This window comes from Rhodanobacter sp. OK091 (assembly GCF_900142825.1).
Classification (GTDB): Bacteria; Pseudomonadota; Gammaproteobacteria; order Xanthomonadales; family Rhodanobacteraceae; genus Rhodanobacter.
In genome coordinates this window covers 16,484-33,140 of sequence record NZ_FRCH01000004.1, presented here as the reverse complement: position 1 = coordinate 33,140, position 16,657 = coordinate 16,484, and the positions used below count along the sequence as shown (strand labels likewise).

Here is a 16,657-nt window from a genome sequence, read left to right as displayed (position 1 = left end):
TCAGGGCGTACCCTGGCACAGCGCCTGCAGCGCCTCGCGGGTGGGTTGCGCCGGCATCTTCGTGGCCAGCGCGCCGAGCAGGTCGATCGCCAGATCGCCGTCGGCTTCCTGCATGTGCATGCAGCGCGATTCCCTGGCGTAGCCGTCGATGGTGATGCTGGCGACGGTCTTCACCACTTTCGCGTCGCGCGGTACCAGGGTCAGCGTCCATGCGCCGGCCGCGTCACCGGCTTGCCTGATCTCGAACGCCTGCTGCAATCGGCCGGCGTCACCGCTCAGCAATGCCACGAAACTGTCCAGCAATACCTGCAACTGCGGCGCGCGCTTCAGCGAAAAATGGTGCGGGCTTTTGCCGGCGCGCTGCTGGGTCACTTCGCCATGGGCGATGGTGGCGGTTTCCTGTTGCGGATGATCGACACGCCGCTGCAGCTGATCGCCCCCCAGCCATGACAACTCGCCGGACACCACCAGCGGCCGCTCCAGCACCTGCAGGAAGCGCGCCTCGGCGAACGCCGTATGCGCCGGCGCCGGCTGGCCCAGCGCGGCAATCAACGCCGACGCGGATGACGCTGCCGGAGCCGGAGCCGGGACCGTGCCCGGCTCAGACGCCGACGCGCTCGCCCACAACGGCAGCAGCAGACTCAGCAGCAGCGGGAGGCGCGACTTGCCAGAAATCATAGAAGTTGAACCAGTTGTAGGGAGCGACATGGATGTAGTGTTCCAACCGTTGCGCGTAACGGGCGATCAACGCGTCCAGAGCCGGGCCACGGTCGTGCCGCGGAATCTCGACCCGATCGCTCAGCGGCTCGAAGATCAGCCGGTAGCGGTTGCCGCCCAGATACAGGCCAAAACACAGTACCACCGGCACCTGCAACGAATGCGCAAGCAACCAAGGGCTGATCGGAAACGGCGCGGGTGAGCCGAGAAATTCGGTACGCCGCAACACTTCATGGCCACGACCGCGGTCGGCCAGCATGGCCACTACCGCCCCTTCCCGGCAGGCTTCGGCCATTGCCAGCACGATCGAGGTGCCGTCCCGCGCCGCATCGATCACGCAGGCTCCCACTTCGGGTGCCAGCGCCTCCAGCAATTCGGTCATCGCCGGCGTCTTCTGCTTGTCCAGCACCACGCGCAGCGGCAGATCCGGCCGGCGTCCGCCGATCGCACGCAAGGCCTCGAAACTGCCTTGATGCGAACCGAACAGCAGCACGCCACGACCCTGCGCAATGCGCTGGTCGAGCAGTTCCAGTCCTTGTGTCTCGATACTGAAGGGCTTCTCGCCGTGCGCCAGCAGGAAGATCCGGTCCAGCGTCGTGGCAGCGAAGCAGTGGATGTGCTTCATCACCTGCCATGGCGTGGGCGGACGGCCGAACGCACGCTGCAGATATTGCTTCGACGCCAACCGCTCCGGCTTGCGCCGCAGATAGAAGTACAGCGTGATCGGATACAGGCATAAGCGGCCCAGCCGGCGGCCGCCACGCAATGCGATCGTGCGGATCAGCCACAACGCGAAACGGCCACCGCCTTCCGGGCGACTCTGCCAATGTTCGTGGGTACTCATGTCGCTCCCTCGATCACGCCGCGTGCCAGCAAGGTGCCGTCACGCCGAATCTCGAAACGGAAGCGCGAACGCTCCGCGTCCGCTTCCGTCAAACGCAAGGTGGCGACCTGATCCGGCAGCAACGCCGCCACGAATTTCGCCTCCAGCACGCCGGTCAGCGCCTGTCCGCGCCATGTGCGCAGGGCCAGCGCCAATTGCTCGAGCAGGACCACTCCCGGCACCAGCGGCTGCCCCGGAAAATGGCCGGGCAAGGCCGGATGCCCGGCGTCGATGCACAGCGCCTGTTCGAAGCCGAGACCGCTCATGACGCCACCGCTCCTTTGCCGCGCAGCAGCTGCGGCCAGTGCTGGGCCAGCTTCAGCAGCATGTCGTGCAGGCCGGGATGGCTCAGGTGCCGCAGCCGCCAGCGGCGATAACCGTACTCGAGCAGGAATGCGGCGGCGAGCAGCAGATAACCACCCAGATCCAGCCACGCCGCGGCCCAGCGTTCGGGCACCGGCCATGGCGAGGCGATGCCGAAGCGGGCCAGTAAGCCACTGTGTTCGGCGCATAGCAGCAGCACGCTCAGCAGCAGCGCCTGTCCACCCAGCAGCAGCGTCCAGAACCAGGTGACCTGACGGGCATACTCGGCCACGCCTGCTTGCCGCAGCCGCTCGGCGCCTTCGAGCGCCGTGATGAAGCGCGCCACCAGAGGTTCGGTCGTGCTCAGCGTGCGGCCAAACCAGCAGGCCAGCAACGCATTGATCAGCACCGGCACGGCTTCCAGCAGTAAACCGGCAAAGCCATACAGCGAAAGCAGCAGCAGCGCGGCAAGCGCGCCCAGCCAGATCAGCCACGCTGCCACGCGAAGCGTGCACAGACGCGGCAACATCAACACGGTCAGCAGCACGGCCAACGCCAATAGCGCAAAGACCTGCCGATGCGTCACCACGCCGGCCAGCGCCAGCAACGGGTACGCCGGCAGCAACAACAGCCCATAGCGCCGTTTCGTGCTTTCAGGCGAAGGGGAAACAGACCTCATGCCGGGTTCCACGATGGCTTTGTCGAGAGGCTGCAAGCCTGACACTGGCGACGAAACGCGGCGTGACGACAGCGGCATCGTGTGAAAGCGCCAGTCTCAGCCGACGCGGCTCTGCTCGACGTGTGCAGACAGGCTACGCAAGCTGGTGAAGATCTGCTTGTTATCCGGATTGTCCGAGCGCAACTGGAAACCGTAGCGCTTGGAGACGGCCAACGCGATCTCCAGCGCATCGATGGAGTCCAGCCCCAAATCACCACCGAACAAGGGGGCATCGGGGTCGATTTGTTCGGACGTCACGCTCTCGAGGTTCAGGCATGCCACGATCAACGTGGCCAATTCGTGCTGTGCCGCTGTCTGTTCCGCCATGCTCGATTCCGTACGCCAATTGCATTGCCTCCCCCCGGTGGCACTGGGCGCGGAGTGTAACATAGCGCCCTCGTCGTTCCCCGGCTGTGCTCCATGATTCAGGGATGTGAAAACCCACAGATTGACCCACTGCTGCGCCGTGCGCCGCGGGTTTCCTACCGCTTCGCCGACGTCGCCGGCACGCTGAACGAACCCGGTACGCTAGCCTTGTTCGGCTTCGCCGCGGACGTTCCGGCGAGCGCCGACCCGCGCTATCTGCAGGTTGCGCTGGAAAGTTTCGATACTCCCGCGCCGCTGGAGCTGTGGCAGGTCGACGGCCCGGTGAGCTGTGGCCGCGACGGCGCGCTGCACTGGGCCAGCGGCGGCGGCTGGCTGTTTGCGGCGATCGAGCTGGATGAACGTGAACACGGCGGCCCCGGCGTGACCGCGCAGCGGGCCTACGAGCAGTTGCACCGTTTCGTCGCCGCGCGCGACATCCGGCATGTGCTGCGCGTATGGAATTATCTCGGCGCGATCAATCACGGCGACGGCGACGCCGAACGCTACAAGCACTTCTGCGACGGCCGCGCCGCCGGCATGGGCGACTTCTTCGCCGAAGGCTTCCCCGCCGCCACCGCGATCGGCCATCACGGCAATCCGCACCGCTTGCAGATTTACCTGCTGGCCTGCGACCAGAGCGGCACACGGGTGGAAAACCCGCGCCAGGTCAGCGCCTGGCGCTACCCGCGCCAGTACGGCCGCACGCCGCCGAGCTTCGCCCGCGCGATGGTGTTGCCGGCACGGGATGCCTTGGCGATCTCCGGTACCGCCGCCGTGGTCGGCCATGCCTCCGCACATCACGACGACCTGGACGCCCAACTCGACGAAACACTGACCAATCTCGAAGTGCTGCTGGCCAGCGCCGACATGGCGGTCGGCTTCGATACCCACTCGCCCCTGAAGGCCTACGTGCGGCGCCCATCCGACGCCCGGCACGTGCGCAATTTCCTGCAGCGGCGCCTGCCCGGCGTGCCGGTACTGCTGCTGCACGGCGACATCTGTCGCAGTGAGCTGCTGGTTGAGATCGACGGCTGGCGCTATGCCTGAGGGCGAGGAGTGAGTGGAGAGGAGTGAGAAACGAGAGAAGACGACCCGGCCTTCGCGCTCACTCATTTCTCACTTCTGTCCACTCACTCCTGCTTCACCGGCCGTTTCCAGCCGGGGAAGGTCTGCTGCCTGCCCCGCGCCACGGTCAGTTCACCTTCGGGTGCATCGTGCGTGATCACCGAGCCGGCACCGATGGTGGCCTGCGCTCCCACCGTGACGGGCGCCACCAGCGCGCTGTTGGAGCCGATGAAGGCCCCGTCGCCGATGCGGGTCACGAACTTGTTCACACCGTCGTAGTTGCACGTGATGGTGCCGGCGCCCACATTGACGCCGCGGCCGATCACGCTGTCGCCGAGGTAGCTCAGGTGGTTCGCCTTGCTGCCCTCGCCGATGCGGGTCTTCTTGATTTCGACGAAGTTGCCCACGTGCACGCCGGCGTCCAGTTCGGTGCCCGGACGCAGCCGCGCGAACGGGCCGATCGTGCAGGGGCCGTGGGTGACCACGCCTTCCAGATCGCAGTGGGGCTGCACCACGGTACCGGCCGCCAGCTGCACGTCTCGCAGACGCGTGAACGCTCCGACGCGCACGTCGTCGCCGAGCACCACGTGGCCTTCGAGGATCACGTCGATGTCGAGCTCGACGTCACGGCCCGTCGCGACCGTACCGCGCACGTCGATGCGCGACGGATCGGCCAACCGTACGCCGTCGGCCAGCAACGCATGGGCGGCACGTTGGCGATAAGCCGCTTCGAGCTCGGTCAGCTGCAGCGGATTGTTGGCACCGGCGGCTTCCACCGGATCGGCACATTCGACGCTGAGCGCGTGGCGCGCCTCGGCGGCGGCCATGGCGAAAATATCGGTGAGGTAGTACTCGCCTTGTGCGTTGTTGCGATCGAGCCGCTTGATCCAGCCACGCAGCGCCTTCGCGCCGACGACCAGGATGCCGGTGTTGACCAGGTTGATGGCGCGCTGATCGGCGTTGGCGTCCTTTTCCTCGATCACTCCACGCACCTTACGGTTGCCGTCGCATAGCACCCGGCCGTAGCCGTGCGGGTCGACGAGCCGGGTGGTGAGCAGACTGAAACCGCCTTCCGCCTGCACCAGTTGCTGCAGCGTCGCCGCCCGGGTCAGCGGCACGTCGCCGTACAGCACCAGCACGCGCGCCTCCGCGGGCACGCCGCCTAGCGCCTGCTCCACCGCGTGGCCGGTACCCAGCTGCTCGGTCTGCAGCACCCAGTGCAGATCAGGCTGATCGGCAAACGCGGCCCGCACCTGTTCGCCGCGATGCCCATAGACGATATGTATCGCGGCCGGCCGCAGCGCGCGCGCCGTGGCGAGCACATGCCCCAGCAGCGGTCGACCCGCCAGCGGCATCAGCACCTTCGCGCGGTTCGACTTCATCCGCTTGCCTTCACCGGCAGCGAGGATGATCACGTGCAAGGCTGGAGTTTCCATGTGGGCACCACGGCATCGGCAATCAGTGAACGCGCAGGATACAACTGTCTTCGCGGCCAGCGCTTCAACGCCTGCCAGCGCAAGTCAGCTCGTTCCGGATACCGACAGGCTCGATACCGATATGTTCGCGCTATGAGCGTGTACCGGACGTTTCCGTGGAAACAGATGGCAGGCCAGCGTGGCATTCGAAGCGGAACACGTAGCCGAGGCTGAACGGCTTCGTCTCCTCATCTACCACATGGCTGTTGCCATCGGCATCGGCAGCCCAGCGGCTGACCCGCAACGGATTGAAATGCCATTGGAGGGCGGCCACGCGGACCGCGGCGATGAATGCGCGCCGGCTCGCGTCGGCCTGCGCCTCGTCGGGGACACGCACTTCAGTGACCTTGCCCGCCCGGTCCACGATCAATAACGCAGGCACGTCCTGCGCCGGCGGACACGCGGCGAGCTGCGCGGCGGGATAGACCGGCGTGATGCGCCGGACCGGCGTGGCGCCGCTGGACACCTGCCCCATCGCCAGCTGATAACGCACCATGCCTGGTGTCGATACCGGCCGCCATGACGCCTCGCCGGTGGCGGAAGGTATCGGCGACCCGGTGTGCGGGGTCGTGACGCAACCGGCCAGCATCGACAGCAATCCAGCCGATGCGCATAGCCAGCCGCGTGCCTGTCTCGGCATCGCGATCATCCGTGTGCGCCCTGATCAGTCGCGTTGGTCGGTATCGTGCCCACGCAAAAACGCCGGCACAAGGCCGGCGTTCGATGTTTTTCCGGAGAGTCCGCGCAGAAATGAAATGCGCAGGCTCTGGCGAGCGGACTCGCGCGAGGCGAACCTCAGTGCTTGAGGTTCTTGCGCATGCGCTCCAGCGCCTGCAACTGCGTCATTGCCTGGACCAGCTTGGCCTGAGCTTCGGCAATCTCCATGGCATCGGTACGGTTGGCCAGCGCGTCTTCGGCTTCTTTCTTCGCGCGCTGCGCGGAAGCCTCGTCCAGATCGGACGCGCGGGCGGCGGTGTCGGCCAGCACGGTGATCACCTGCGGCTGCACTTCCAGGATGCCGCCGGAAACCCAGAATTGCTGGCGCTCGCCACCGGCCAGCACCACGTCGACGTGGCCCGGCTTGAGGCGGGTGATCAGCGGGGCGTGGCGGGGCGTGATGCCCAGCTCACCCAGCTCGCCGGTGGCGACCACCATCACGGCGTCGCCGTGATAGATCTCGGCTTCGGCACTGACGATATCGACGCGAATGGTTTGGGTCATGACTCAGGTTCCGAATGCAGGAGAGCAATGGGCGGACCGCGGTCCGCCCTGAACATCAGGCCGCCTTCTTGGCGCCCATGTCTTCGGCCTTCTTGACCGCCTCGTCGATGCTGCCGACCATGTAGAACGCCTGCTCCGGCAGATGGTCCACGTCGCCGTCGACGATCATCTTGAAGCCACGGATGGTTTCCTTCAGCGGCACGTACTTGCCCGGCGAGCCGGTGAACACTTCGGCCACGTGGAACGGCTGCGAGAAGAAACGCTCGATCTTGCGTGCGCGCGACACGGCCTGCTTATCTTCTTCCGACAGCTCGTCCATGCCGAGGATCGCGATGATGTCCTTCAGCTCCTTGTAGCGCTGCAGCGTGCCCTGCACACGGCGGGCGACGTCGTAGTGCTCGACGCCGATCACGTTCGGATCCAGCTGACGGCTGGTGGAATCCAGCGGATCCACCGCCGGGTAGATACCCAGCGAAGCGATGTTGCGGCTCAGCACCACGGTCGCATCCAGATGCGCGAAGGTGGTCGCCGGCGACGGGTCGGTAAGGTCATCCGCGGGCACGTAGACGGCCTGGATCGAGGTGATCGAGCCGGTCTTGGTCGAGGTGATGCGCTCCTGCAGCACACCCATTTCCTCGGCGAGAGTCGGCTGGTAACCCACCGCCGACGGCATACGGCCGAGCAGCGCGGACACTTCGGTACCGGCCAGCGTGTAGCGGTAGATGTTGTCGACGAAGAACAGCACGTCACGGCCCTTGCCGGAAGCGTCCTTCTCGTCGCGGAAGTACTCGGCCATGGTCAGGCCGGTCAGCGCCACGCGCAGGCGGTTGCCCGGCGGCTCGTTCATCTGGCCGTACACCATCGCGACCTTGTCGAGCACGTTGGAGTCTTTCATCTCGTGGTAGAAGTCGTTGCCCTCGCGGGTACGCTCTCCTACGCCGGCAAACACCGACAGGCCTTCGTGCGCCTTGGCGATGTTGTTGATCAGCTCCATCATGTTGACGGTCTTGCCCACGCCGGCGCCGCCGAACAGGCCGACCTTACCGCCCTTGGCGAACGGGCACATCAGGTCGATCACCTTGATACCGGTTTCCAGCAGATCGTTCGCGGCAGCCTGGTCGTCGTAGCTCGGCGCCTCGCGATGGATCACCCACTGATCCTGCTCGCCGATCGGACCGGCTTCGTCGATCGGGTTGCCGAGCACGTCCATGATGCGGCCGAGCGTCTGCTTGCCGACCGGCACCTTGATGCCTTCGCCGGTGTTGCGGGCGATCAGGTTGCGGCGCAGGCCGTCGGTGGAACCGAGCGCGATCGTGCGCACGATGCCGTCACCCAGCACCTGCTGCACTTCCAGCGTGATCTCGGTGCCGTCGATCTTCAGTGCGTCGTACACCTGCGGTACCTGATCGCGCGGAAACTCGACGTCGATGACCGCGCCGATGATCTGAACAACTTTACCCTGGCTCATGGAATGCTCCGGATGGATCTTTTAGTGTCTGTTGCGGCGCCGCTATGCGTCGCCATGAATAGTTTGGGTACTGCTTATACTGCCGCGGCGCCGCCGACGATTTCCGAAATTTCCTGCGTGATCGCAGCCTGACGCGCCTTGTTGTAGATCAGCGTCAGCTCACCGATCACCTTGTTCGCGTTGTCCGACGCGCTCTTCATCGCCACCATCCGCGCGGCGTGCTCGCTGGCCAGATTCTCCAGCGCCGCCTGATACACCACCGACTCGATGTAGCGACCCAGCACGTGCTCCAGCACGGTCTGCGCATCCGGCTCGTAGATGTAGTCCCAGTCGTGGCTCGCTTCCAGCTTGACACCGGCATAAGCCGACTCGCCGGCCGCCTGATGCGCTTCCATTTCCGACGCCACCAGCGGCAGCGGCAGCAGCGCGTCGATGGTCGGCTTCTGCGTCATGGTGTTGACGAAGTCGTTGTAGGCAAGGAACACGCGACCCAGTCCGTTGGACGTATAGGCGTCCATCATCACCTTGATCACGCCGATCAGCTGTTCGAGCTTCGGCCTCTCGCCGAGATGGCTGACACTGCCGATCAGGTTGATGTCCTTGAGCCGGCGGAAGAACGAAATCGCCTTCTGGCCGATCGCCACCACGTCGACCTGCACGCCCTGCTTCTGCCACTCGGCGATCGCCGGCAACAGACGGCGGAACAGGTTGGAGTTGAGGCCGCCGCACAGGCCGCGATCCGTCGACACCACGATGTAGCCGACCCGCGCCACGTTGTCGCGCTCGGTCAGGAACGGATGGCTGAAATCGGTGCTGGCCTGAGCCACATGCGCGATCACCTTGCGCATCGAGCGGGCATACGGACGCGAAGCCTTCATCATGTCCTGCGCGCGGCGGATCTTGGCGGCAGAGACCATTTCGAGCGCGCGCGTGACCTTGCGCATGTTCTGCGTGCTCTTGATCTTGGTTTTGATTTCGCGTCCGCTGGCCATTTGTCTCGCTCGCTATGCTTGCTCGGGGAATCGAGAATCGGGAGTCGGGAATTGCCGATAGCGGCGCGGCCCTTGGCTCTTGCGATTCTCTATTCCCTACTCCCGATTCCCGGTTTCTCTTACCAGCTACCGGTTTTCTTGTACTCGTCCAGCGAGGCCTTGAAGGTGGCTTCGATGTCGTTGTTCCAGTCACCGGTGGCCACGATCTTGGCCATCAGCTCGGCGTGGTTCTGGTGCATGAACGCATGCAGGCCTTTCTCGAACGGCAACACCTTGTTCACCGGCAAGTCGTCGAGGTAGCCCTTCTCGGCGGCGTACACCGACAGCGCCAGTTCGGCGATCGACAGCGGCGAGTACTGTGCCTGCTTCATCAGCTCGGTGACGCGCTGACCACGGTCGAGCTGGGCACGAGTGGCCGGGTCCAGATCCGAAGCGAACTGCGCGAACGCAGCCAGCTCGCGGAACTGCGCCAGCGCCAGCTTCACGCCGCCGGACAGCTTCTTGACGATCTTGGTCTGCGCGGCACCACCGACGCGGGACACCGAGATACCGGCGTTCACGGCCGGACGAATACCGGCGTTGAACAGGTCGGTTTCCAGGAAGATCTGGCCGTCGGTGATCGAGATCACGTTGGTCGGCACGAACGCCGAAACGTCGCCGCCCTGGGTCTCGATGATCGGCAGCGCGGTCAGCGAACCGGTCTTGCCCTTCACCGCACCGTTGGTGAACTTCTCGACGTATTCCTCGGAAACACGCGAAGCGCGCTCGAGCAGACGCGAGTGGAGATAGAACACGTCGCCCGGATACGCTTCGCGACCCGGCGGACGCTTCAGCAGCAGCGAGATCTGGCGGTAGGCCACGGCCTGCTTGGACAGATCGTCGTACACGATCAGCGCGTCTTCGCCGCGATCGCGGAAGTACTCGCCCATCGCGCAACCGGAGTACGGCGCGACGTACTGCAGCGCGGCCGACTCGGACGCCGAAGCGACCACGATGATGGTGTTGGCCAGCGCGCCGTTGGCGTCGAGCTTGCGCACCACGTTGGCGATCGACGAACGCTTCTGGCCGATCGCGACGTAGATGCACTTAATGCCGGAATCCTTCTGCGCGATGATCGCGTCGATCGCCAGCGCGGTCTTGCCGGTCTGGCGGTCGCCGATGATCAGCTCGCGCTGGCCGCGGCCGACCGGGATCATCGCATCGACCGACTTGTAGCCGGTCTGCAGCGGCTGGTCGACCGACTTGCGCCAGATCACGCCCGGCGCGACCTTCTCGATCGCCGCGTTGAGCTTGGCGCCCAGCGGACCCTTGCCGTCGATCGGATTGCCCAGCGCGTCGACGACGCGGCCGAGCAGTTCCGGACCGACCGGCACTTCGAGGATGCGGCCGGTGGTCTTGGCGGTGTCGCCTTCGCGCAGGTGCTGGTATTCACCGAGCACCACCGCGCCGACCGAGTCGCGCTCGAGGTTCAAGGCGAGGGCAAAGGAATTCCCCGGCAGCTCGATCATTTCACCTTGCATCACGTCGGCCAGGCCGTGGATGCGCACGATGCCGTCGGACACGCTGATGATCGTGCCTTCATTGCGTGCTTCCGCGCCGAGCTTGAACTGCTCGATGCGGTTCTTGATCAGTTCGCTGATCTCGGACGGATTCAAAGTGGTGCTGGACATGGTCGTTATCCCGAAAATTTAAATACGAGTCGCTTTTCTTTAAGAGTCCGGCCACGGATGGCCGGTTTGGCTCTTCGCGAAATGGACTTCGCGTAAAACTTTAGTGCGAAAGCGCGGTGGCCAGCTTCGCCAGACGTCCGCGGGCAGAGCCGTCGATCACTTCCGCGCCGGTATCGATCACCACGCCCGCAAGCAGCGACGCATCGACCTGGGTTTCCAGTTCGATCTCGCGCTTGAAGCGGCGCTTCAGCGACACCTTGAGCTGCTCAGCCTGCGCCACATCCAGTGCCATCGCGCTGGTCACCTTGACCAACAGCTGCGACTCGGACTCGCGCTTGAACGCCTCGTACAGTTCGGCCACCTCCGGCAGCAGCGCCATACGGCGCTGCTCAGCCATCTCGGCGAGGAACTGCGCGAACGGCGCATCGGCCGCGACACCGGCCGGCAGATGCAGCGCCACCAGCTGTGCCGGCAGCACTCGCGGATCGTTGCCGAGGTCGGCTACGCGCGGATCCTTCGCCACCACGGCGGCAAAGGCCAGCGCCTGCGACCACGCAGCCAGCGAGCCGGCGGCATGTGCCACTTCGAAAGCGGCGCGAGCGTACGGACGGGCGAGGGTGATTGCCTGTGCCATCGATCAGATCTCGGCCGCGAGCTGGTCGAGCAACGCCTTGTGCGTGGACGCATCGACTTCGCGCTGCACGATCTTGCTGGCACCTTGCACGGCCAGTGCGCCCACCTGCTCGCGCAGCTGGTCACGGGCACGCTGGGCCATCGACGCGATGTCGTCCTGCGCGCTCGCCTTCAGCCGGTTGATCTCGGTGACCGCTTCGCCACGGGCCTTGTCGATGATCTGATTGGCCTGCTGCTGGGCTTTGTCGATGATCTCGGAGGCCTGCTGACGGGCTACCTTGATCTCGGCCGCGACCTTGTGGTCGGCGTCCTTCAGCTCGGCATGCGCACGCTCGGCCGCATTCAAGCCTTCGGCGATCTTGATCTGCCGATCTTCGATGGCCTTGTTGATATGCGGCCAGATGAAGTGGACGCAGAACCAGATCAGGATGGCGAACGAAATCATTTCGCCAATCAGAGTGCCGTTGGGAAGCATCGCTGCGTTACCTGTAAATGCTGAATATCACGAACAATGACGCCGGAGCGTCTTTGCAAAATGCGGCGCCGCCGAAGCGGCACCGTGGATTGGCTTGCTTAGTGACCAGCAGCGGTTGACGCCGCGCTCATCACGTTCGACAGCAGCGGGTTGGCCACCGCGAAGTACATCGCCAGCGCCACACCGATCAGGAACGCGGCGTCGATCAGACCGGCGAGCAGGAACATGCGGCCCTGCAGCAGCGGCACCAGCTCCGGCTGGCGCGCAGCGGCTTCGAGGAACTTCGAACCCATGACGCCGATACCGATACAGGCACCGAGGGCACCGAGGCCGATGATCAGGCCCAGCGCGATGGCGGTGAAGGACTGCACTTGAGCAATGTGAGCGATGAGTTCCACGACGGTCTCCTGAGAAATTGAAACTTGAAAGATCTAAATGGTTGAAGCGGATGATTCGAAAAACGCGATTCGATAAACGTGATCAGTGGTGATCGTGTGCCATCGAGATGTACACGATCGTCAGCACCATGAAGATGAAGGCCTGGATGCCGATGATCAGGATGTGGAAGAGGCCCCACACCGTGTAACCGATGATGCCAGCGCCATACAACGCCCAGCCTGCCAGGCCCGCACCAGCACTGAACAAACCGGCGATCAGCATGAACACCAGCTCGCCTGCATACATATTGCCGAACAGTCGCATCGCCAGGCTCACCGGCTTGGACAGCAGCTCGACCAGGTTCAGCGCGAAATTGGGGAGCCACAGCAACGGGTGCTTGCCAAACGGCGCGGTGAACATCTCGCTCATGTAGCCGCTGAAGCCCTTGGCCTTGAAGCTATAGAAAATGATCAACACGAACACCGTGATCGACATCGCGAACGTCATGCTGGTATCCGCAGTGGGTACCGCACGGAAATGGCCGACGCCGAACTTCTCGGTAATCCACGGCAGCAGATCGACCGGCAGCAGATCCATCGCATTCATCAGGAAAACCCAGACGAACACGGTCAGCGCCAGCGGCCCAAGGAAACGTCGATCGCCGTGGAACACGTCCTTGACCTGGCCGTCGACAAACTCCAGCACGATCTCGACGAAGGCCTGGCCCTTGCTCGGCACGCCAGCCGTGGCCTTGCGCGCCTTCAGCCAGAACAACAGGCAGAACAGCGCACCCAGCGCCAGCGACACGGTGATCGAGTCGACATGCACCGCCCAGAAACCGCTCTTGCTCGCATGCGGCGTGAGGTGGGTGAGGTGATGCTGGATGTATTCGGTGAGTCCGCCTTGTGGCTCGCTTGCCATGTCTCAACCCTTGAATCTGAACGCCAGCAGATAAACCGCATAGGCAGCCACCAACCCCGTGATGGCGGCCAATGGCGGCAACTTGAATTGAAACAGGATCATGAACAGCCCCCCGACGATCACGATCCATTTCAGGATCATGCCCGTCAGCAAGCGGCTCAACGCCATGCCGGCCCCACTCACCCCGCTGAAAGAGCGCGCCGACAGCAGCGCGGTACCCAGCGCCACGATCGCCGCACCTGCAGCGGCTGACATCGCCTCGCGGCGCCCCAGCGCCAGGAAAGCAAGGCCAGCCAGCAACGCCACAGCAAGCTGCAGCAGCATGATGCGCAAGGCGAGATGTCGACCAGAGGCAAGACTATTGAGCACGTAACGTCTCCGCGCGGTCTGCACCAGGCGGCACCGATACAGCTACGGGCCACGATCCAATCCGCAAAAGTATATCAGTGCGGCGATTGCAGCGACAAGCCGCGCAGCCTGCGACATCCTGTCCCTATATCCCGAAAACGCAGCTCCAGGGCTGCATTTCTGCTGTCCGCACGTGTTTGGCGATGGCGCATGCGAAAAAGGCCGAACACGAGTTCGGCCCTTTTCTGTCGCAATAAAACGCGGCGGCGCAGCGAATTACTTGGCAGCGGCCTTCTTGGCGGCGGCAACCGGCGCGGTGACGGCGTCGTTGGCAGCCTGACGCTGTTCCTGCACGAGTGCATTCAACGACTCGGCCGTTTTCTGGGTGATCGCAAGGATCTCCTGCGAAATGGCCACCGAACGCTCGGCGTTGTCACGGTTGAGGCTGGTGCCCTTTTCCCACAGGCTGCGCAGGCCGCTCGCGTCACGCGTTTCCAGCGCCTCGGCGACGAACTCGGCGGAGACCTTGGACTGCTCCTCGAGGGCCTTGAGCTGCAGCCCGGCGATCGTCTCCAGACCCTTCAGGGCCAGCGACTGTGCCTTGAAAGCGCTGTCGGTGAACTGCTTGGTGAAAGCGAAAAGCTGGTTGTTGAGCTGCTGAGTCATGACATTGTCCTCGTTGAGGCTTGGTGTGTGTGGCAAGCACTCTAGCAACAAATTTTGTGCAGCGCAATATATTTTTTGCTCTCGACGGCGTAAGTCAAGAAATATTCATATAAAACACTTGTTTATGACGATTCAAAGAATTATCGCGGTGCGTCAAAAACTGTCACGACTGCAAGTGGCCCCCGAGGTGCAGGTTTCATGCACTACCACCTTGTCCAGCCCGCTCAGCCGCGGCTGCAGGCGCTGCCAGATCCAGCGCGCCAGCACCTCGCTGGTCGGATTCTCCAGCCCCTCGATGTCGTTGAGGTAGTGATGGTCGAGCTGGTCGTACAGCGGCGCGAACGCCGTCTTCAGGTCGGCGAAGTCCATCACCCAGCCCAGCTGCGGGTCAGGTTCGCCCGTTACATGGATCTCGATGCGAAACGAATGCCCGTGCAGCCGCGCACACTTGTGCCCGGCCGGCACGTGGGGCAGCCGATGCGCCGCCTCGAGCTGAAACACTTTGAAGATATGCATGGCGGACGCCTGCGTGCAGATGATGAGCCGGCGGCAGGAAACACGCGCGACACGTTTGGTGGCTATGGGTGGACTCGAACCACCGACCCCAGCATTATGAGTGCTGTGCTCTAACCAGCTGAGCTACATAGCCTTGAGGAAACCCGCCATGCCGGATCAGAACGATACGGGCGGGGCGCGGCAGTGTAGTCGTGTAGCACGGCCGGTTCAAGTCTGGCGCTTGCTGCCGCTTTGCGCGCTGTGGTTGAATCGGGTGCAGGACTGGGTTGGTCTTGCCGGCGTGCCGCGCCGTAGGCTCCAGGAGGCGACATGATTGATGTTGATGGCTATCGTCCGAATGTAGGCATCGTTCTGCTGAATGCAGACGGCCAGCTGTTCTGGGCGCGCCGGATCAATCGTGATGGCTGGCAGTTTCCACAGGGCGGCATGCGCTCGGACGAAACGCCGCTGGAGGCGATGTATCGCGAGCTGGAAGAAGAAACCGGACTGACCGCACATCATGTGGAAGTCATCACCGCGACCCATGGCTGGCTGCGCTACCGCCTGCCCAATCGCTATGTGCGCCACCACCAGCGCCCTACCTGCATCGGCCAGAAGCAGGTTTGGTTCCTGCTCAAGCTGGTCGGCGGCGAGGACGCGCTGAAACTGGATGCCTGCGACAAGCCGGAGTTCGATCTCTGGCGCTGGGTCGACTTCTGGTATCCGGCGGCGCACGTCGTCAACTTCAAGCGGCAGGTATACGAACGGGCTCTGCGTCATTTCGCACCTTTGGTGGAGAGCCTGTGCAGCGTTGAACTCGGCACGCTTCCGCCACGCGATACCGCTGAAACCCCGCCGACCGCGCCCCATGGTGGCCGCGAAGCTGCCTGAACGGACGCCGGGGCAACCTCTAGCAGATTGTTGACAATCATTCGCATTCGCGTTCTTATACGCGCCATGTACATCTGCCTGTGCAATGCCGTCACCGACCATGACATCCGCCGCGAAGCGGCCGACGGCGTGCGTTCGTTTGCCGAACTGCAGGCGCGCACCGGCTGTTCCGACTGCTGCGGCTGCTGTGAGCAGGAAGCACGCGCCACGCTCGATCAGGCGGTTTCGCACGTACTGTGCCAGCTGCCTCTCGCCGCAGCCTGAGCCTTCCCGCCACACCCCGCGGCAAACACAAATCCTTCGTTTCCTTCCCCGCGCACCTGATGAGCGGGCAAACCATTGCCATTCGCGTTTCGTTCGTACATGCGCGGAGTTTGTATAGTCGACGCAGTCTGTCGAGCGGAGAAAGCCATGAAAGGTGATGCCAAGGTCATCGAGTTCCTCAACAAGGTGCTCTACAACGAATTGACCGCGATCAACCAGTACTTCCTGCATTACCGCATGCTCAAAGACTGGGGCTACGCCGAGCTGGCGGAGCACGAATACAAGGAGTCGATCGAGGAGATGAAGCATGCCGATCATCTGATCGAGCGCATCCTGTTCCTCGACGGCCTGCCGAACCTGCAGCATCTGGGCAAACTGCGCATCGGCGAGAACGTGCTGGAGTCGATGCAGGGCGACCTGGATCTCGAACTGGCCGCCGTGGTCGATCTGCGCGCCGCGATCGCGCACAGTGAAGGCATCGCCGACTACATCAGCCGCGACCTGTTCAAAGACATCCTGCACGACGAGGAAGAGCACATCGACTGGCTGGAAACCCAGTTCAGCCTGATCAAGGATATCGGTGCGGAGCGCTACCTGCAGAGCAAGATGCGTAGCTGAATTATGCGATGTGCGTCTGCGCCGAGTGGCGCCGCCGCGCGGAAGCGCATACCGGTTCCTTGACGCTTTCATCACGGCGGGGCTATACCT

At 63.7% G+C, this 16,657-nt stretch carries 22 protein-coding genes and 1 tRNA gene; 4 read left to right on the top strand and 19 right to left on the bottom strand.

What is annotated here, in order from left to right:
- The 5 genes from BUA26_RS16730 to BUA26_RS16710 form a co-directional block, all read right to left on the bottom strand.
- Positions 1–678 carry a LolA-related protein gene (locus BUA26_RS16730; RefSeq protein ID WP_072762034.1) on the bottom strand — a complete coding sequence of 226 codons (678 nt, stop codon included), beginning with the start codon at positions 676–678 and terminating at the stop codon, positions 1–3.
- Positions 602–1,561: an LpxL/LpxP family acyltransferase gene (locus BUA26_RS16725; RefSeq protein ID WP_072762033.1), complete on the bottom strand. Its 960-nt coding sequence runs from the start codon at positions 1,559–1,561 to the stop codon at positions 602–604. The genes BUA26_RS16730 and BUA26_RS16725 overlap by 77 nt, the downstream gene beginning before the upstream one ends.
- A complete protein-coding gene (locus BUA26_RS16720; protein ID WP_072762032.1) occupies positions 1,558–1,866 on the bottom strand; it encodes an ApeI family dehydratase in 309 nt (102 codons plus the stop codon). Before BUA26_RS16720 ends, BUA26_RS16725 begins: the two co-directional genes overlap by 4 nt.
- Entirely contained in the window at positions 1,863–2,582 is a 720-nt protein-coding gene (locus tag BUA26_RS16715; RefSeq protein WP_072762239.1) for a COG4648 family protein, read from the bottom strand. Before BUA26_RS16715 ends, BUA26_RS16720 begins: the two co-directional genes overlap by 4 nt.
- A gap of 96 nt (positions 2,583–2,678) precedes the next feature.
- Entirely contained in the window at positions 2,679–2,948 is a 270-nt protein-coding gene (locus tag BUA26_RS16710; RefSeq protein WP_072762031.1) for a phosphopantetheine-binding protein, read from the bottom strand.
- Positions 2,949–3,041: 93 nt separating this feature from the next.
- On the opposite strand from BUA26_RS16710, the gene BUA26_RS16705 reads away from it, so the two are divergent.
- The gene (locus tag BUA26_RS16705; protein ID WP_072762030.1) at positions 3,042–4,034 is read left to right on the top strand and encodes a chorismate transformation FkbO/Hyg5 family protein; all 993 of its coding nucleotides are present in this window, start codon (positions 3,042–3,044) and stop codon (positions 4,032–4,034) included.
- A gap of 83 nt (positions 4,035–4,117) precedes the next feature.
- On the opposite strand, the gene glmU is transcribed toward BUA26_RS16705, so the two are convergent.
- The 14 genes from glmU to BUA26_RS16635 form a co-directional block, all read right to left on the bottom strand.
- Positions 4,118–5,488, bottom strand: a complete 1,371-nt coding sequence (gene glmU / locus BUA26_RS16700; protein WP_072762029.1) for a bifunctional UDP-N-acetylglucosamine diphosphorylase/glucosamine-1-phosphate N-acetyltransferase GlmU — start codon at positions 5,486–5,488, stop codon at positions 4,118–4,120.
- Between the two features lie 130 nt (positions 5,489–5,618).
- Entirely contained in the window at positions 5,619–6,167 is a 549-nt protein-coding gene (locus BUA26_RS16695; RefSeq protein WP_072762238.1) for a hypothetical protein, read from the bottom strand.
- 155 nt (positions 6,168–6,322) lie between these two features.
- Positions 6,323–6,748 (bottom strand): F0F1 ATP synthase subunit epsilon, encoded by a 426-nt coding sequence (locus BUA26_RS16690; RefSeq protein ID WP_072762028.1) that lies wholly within the window; start codon positions 6,746–6,748, stop codon positions 6,323–6,325.
- Positions 6,749–6,803: 55 nt separating this feature from the next.
- Positions 6,804–8,216 (bottom strand): F0F1 ATP synthase subunit beta, encoded by a 1,413-nt coding sequence (gene atpD / locus BUA26_RS16685; protein WP_072762027.1) that lies wholly within the window; start codon positions 8,214–8,216, stop codon positions 6,804–6,806.
- Positions 8,217–8,290: 74 nt separating this feature from the next.
- The gene (gene atpG / locus BUA26_RS16680) at positions 8,291–9,208 is read right to left on the bottom strand and encodes a F0F1 ATP synthase subunit gamma (protein ID WP_072762026.1); all 918 of its coding nucleotides are present in this window, start codon (positions 9,206–9,208) and stop codon (positions 8,291–8,293) included.
- Positions 9,209–9,327: 119 nt separating this feature from the next.
- Positions 9,328–10,878, bottom strand: a complete 1,551-nt coding sequence (gene atpA / locus BUA26_RS16675) for a F0F1 ATP synthase subunit alpha (RefSeq protein ID WP_072762025.1) — start codon at positions 10,876–10,878, stop codon at positions 9,328–9,330.
- 100 nt (positions 10,879–10,978) lie between these two features.
- The gene (locus BUA26_RS16670; RefSeq protein WP_072762024.1) at positions 10,979–11,512 is read right to left on the bottom strand and encodes a F0F1 ATP synthase subunit delta; all 534 of its coding nucleotides are present in this window, start codon (positions 11,510–11,512) and stop codon (positions 10,979–10,981) included.
- 3 nt (positions 11,513–11,515) lie between these two features.
- Positions 11,516–11,986: a F0F1 ATP synthase subunit B gene (locus BUA26_RS16665; protein ID WP_072762023.1), complete on the bottom strand. Its 471-nt coding sequence runs from the start codon at positions 11,984–11,986 to the stop codon at positions 11,516–11,518.
- Between the two features lie 98 nt (positions 11,987–12,084).
- The gene (atpE, locus tag BUA26_RS16660; RefSeq protein WP_072762022.1) at positions 12,085–12,384 is read right to left on the bottom strand and encodes a F0F1 ATP synthase subunit C; all 300 of its coding nucleotides are present in this window, start codon (positions 12,382–12,384) and stop codon (positions 12,085–12,087) included.
- A gap of 82 nt (positions 12,385–12,466) precedes the next feature.
- Positions 12,467–13,285, bottom strand: coding sequence for a F0F1 ATP synthase subunit A (gene atpB, locus BUA26_RS16655; RefSeq protein WP_072762021.1), 819 nt, complete (start codon positions 13,283–13,285; stop codon positions 12,467–12,469).
- A gap of 3 nt (positions 13,286–13,288) precedes the next feature.
- Entirely contained in the window at positions 13,289–13,609 is a 321-nt protein-coding gene (locus BUA26_RS16650; RefSeq protein ID WP_072762237.1) for an ATP synthase subunit I, read from the bottom strand.
- A gap of 300 nt (positions 13,610–13,909) precedes the next feature.
- On the bottom strand, positions 13,910–14,299 hold the full coding sequence (locus BUA26_RS16645) for a phasin family protein (RefSeq protein ID WP_072762020.1): 390 nt from the start codon (positions 14,297–14,299) through the stop codon (positions 13,910–13,912).
- A 153-nt stretch (positions 14,300–14,452) separates the two neighbouring features.
- Positions 14,453–14,815, bottom strand: a complete 363-nt coding sequence (queD, locus tag BUA26_RS16640) for a 6-carboxytetrahydropterin synthase QueD (RefSeq protein ID WP_072762019.1) — start codon at positions 14,813–14,815, stop codon at positions 14,453–14,455.
- Between the two features lie 56 nt (positions 14,816–14,871).
- Positions 14,872–14,948 (bottom strand) — tRNA-Met (locus BUA26_RS16635).
- A gap of 176 nt (positions 14,949–15,124) precedes the next feature.
- Between BUA26_RS16635 and BUA26_RS16630 the strand changes: the two genes are divergently transcribed.
- The 3 genes from BUA26_RS16630 (at position 15,125) to bfr (ending at position 16,567) form a co-directional block, all read left to right on the top strand.
- Positions 15,125–15,685, top strand: coding sequence for an RNA pyrophosphohydrolase (locus BUA26_RS16630; protein ID WP_072762018.1), 561 nt, complete (start codon positions 15,125–15,127; stop codon positions 15,683–15,685).
- Between the two features lie 66 nt (positions 15,686–15,751).
- Entirely contained in the window at positions 15,752–15,949 is a 198-nt protein-coding gene (locus BUA26_RS16625) for a (2Fe-2S)-binding protein (RefSeq protein WP_072762017.1), read from the top strand.
- A 147-nt stretch (positions 15,950–16,096) separates the two neighbouring features.
- Positions 16,097–16,567 carry a bacterioferritin gene (gene bfr, locus BUA26_RS16620; protein ID WP_072762016.1) on the top strand — a complete coding sequence of 157 codons (471 nt, stop codon included), beginning with the start codon at positions 16,097–16,099 and terminating at the stop codon, positions 16,565–16,567.
- Positions 16,568–16,657 lie beyond the last annotated feature (90 nt).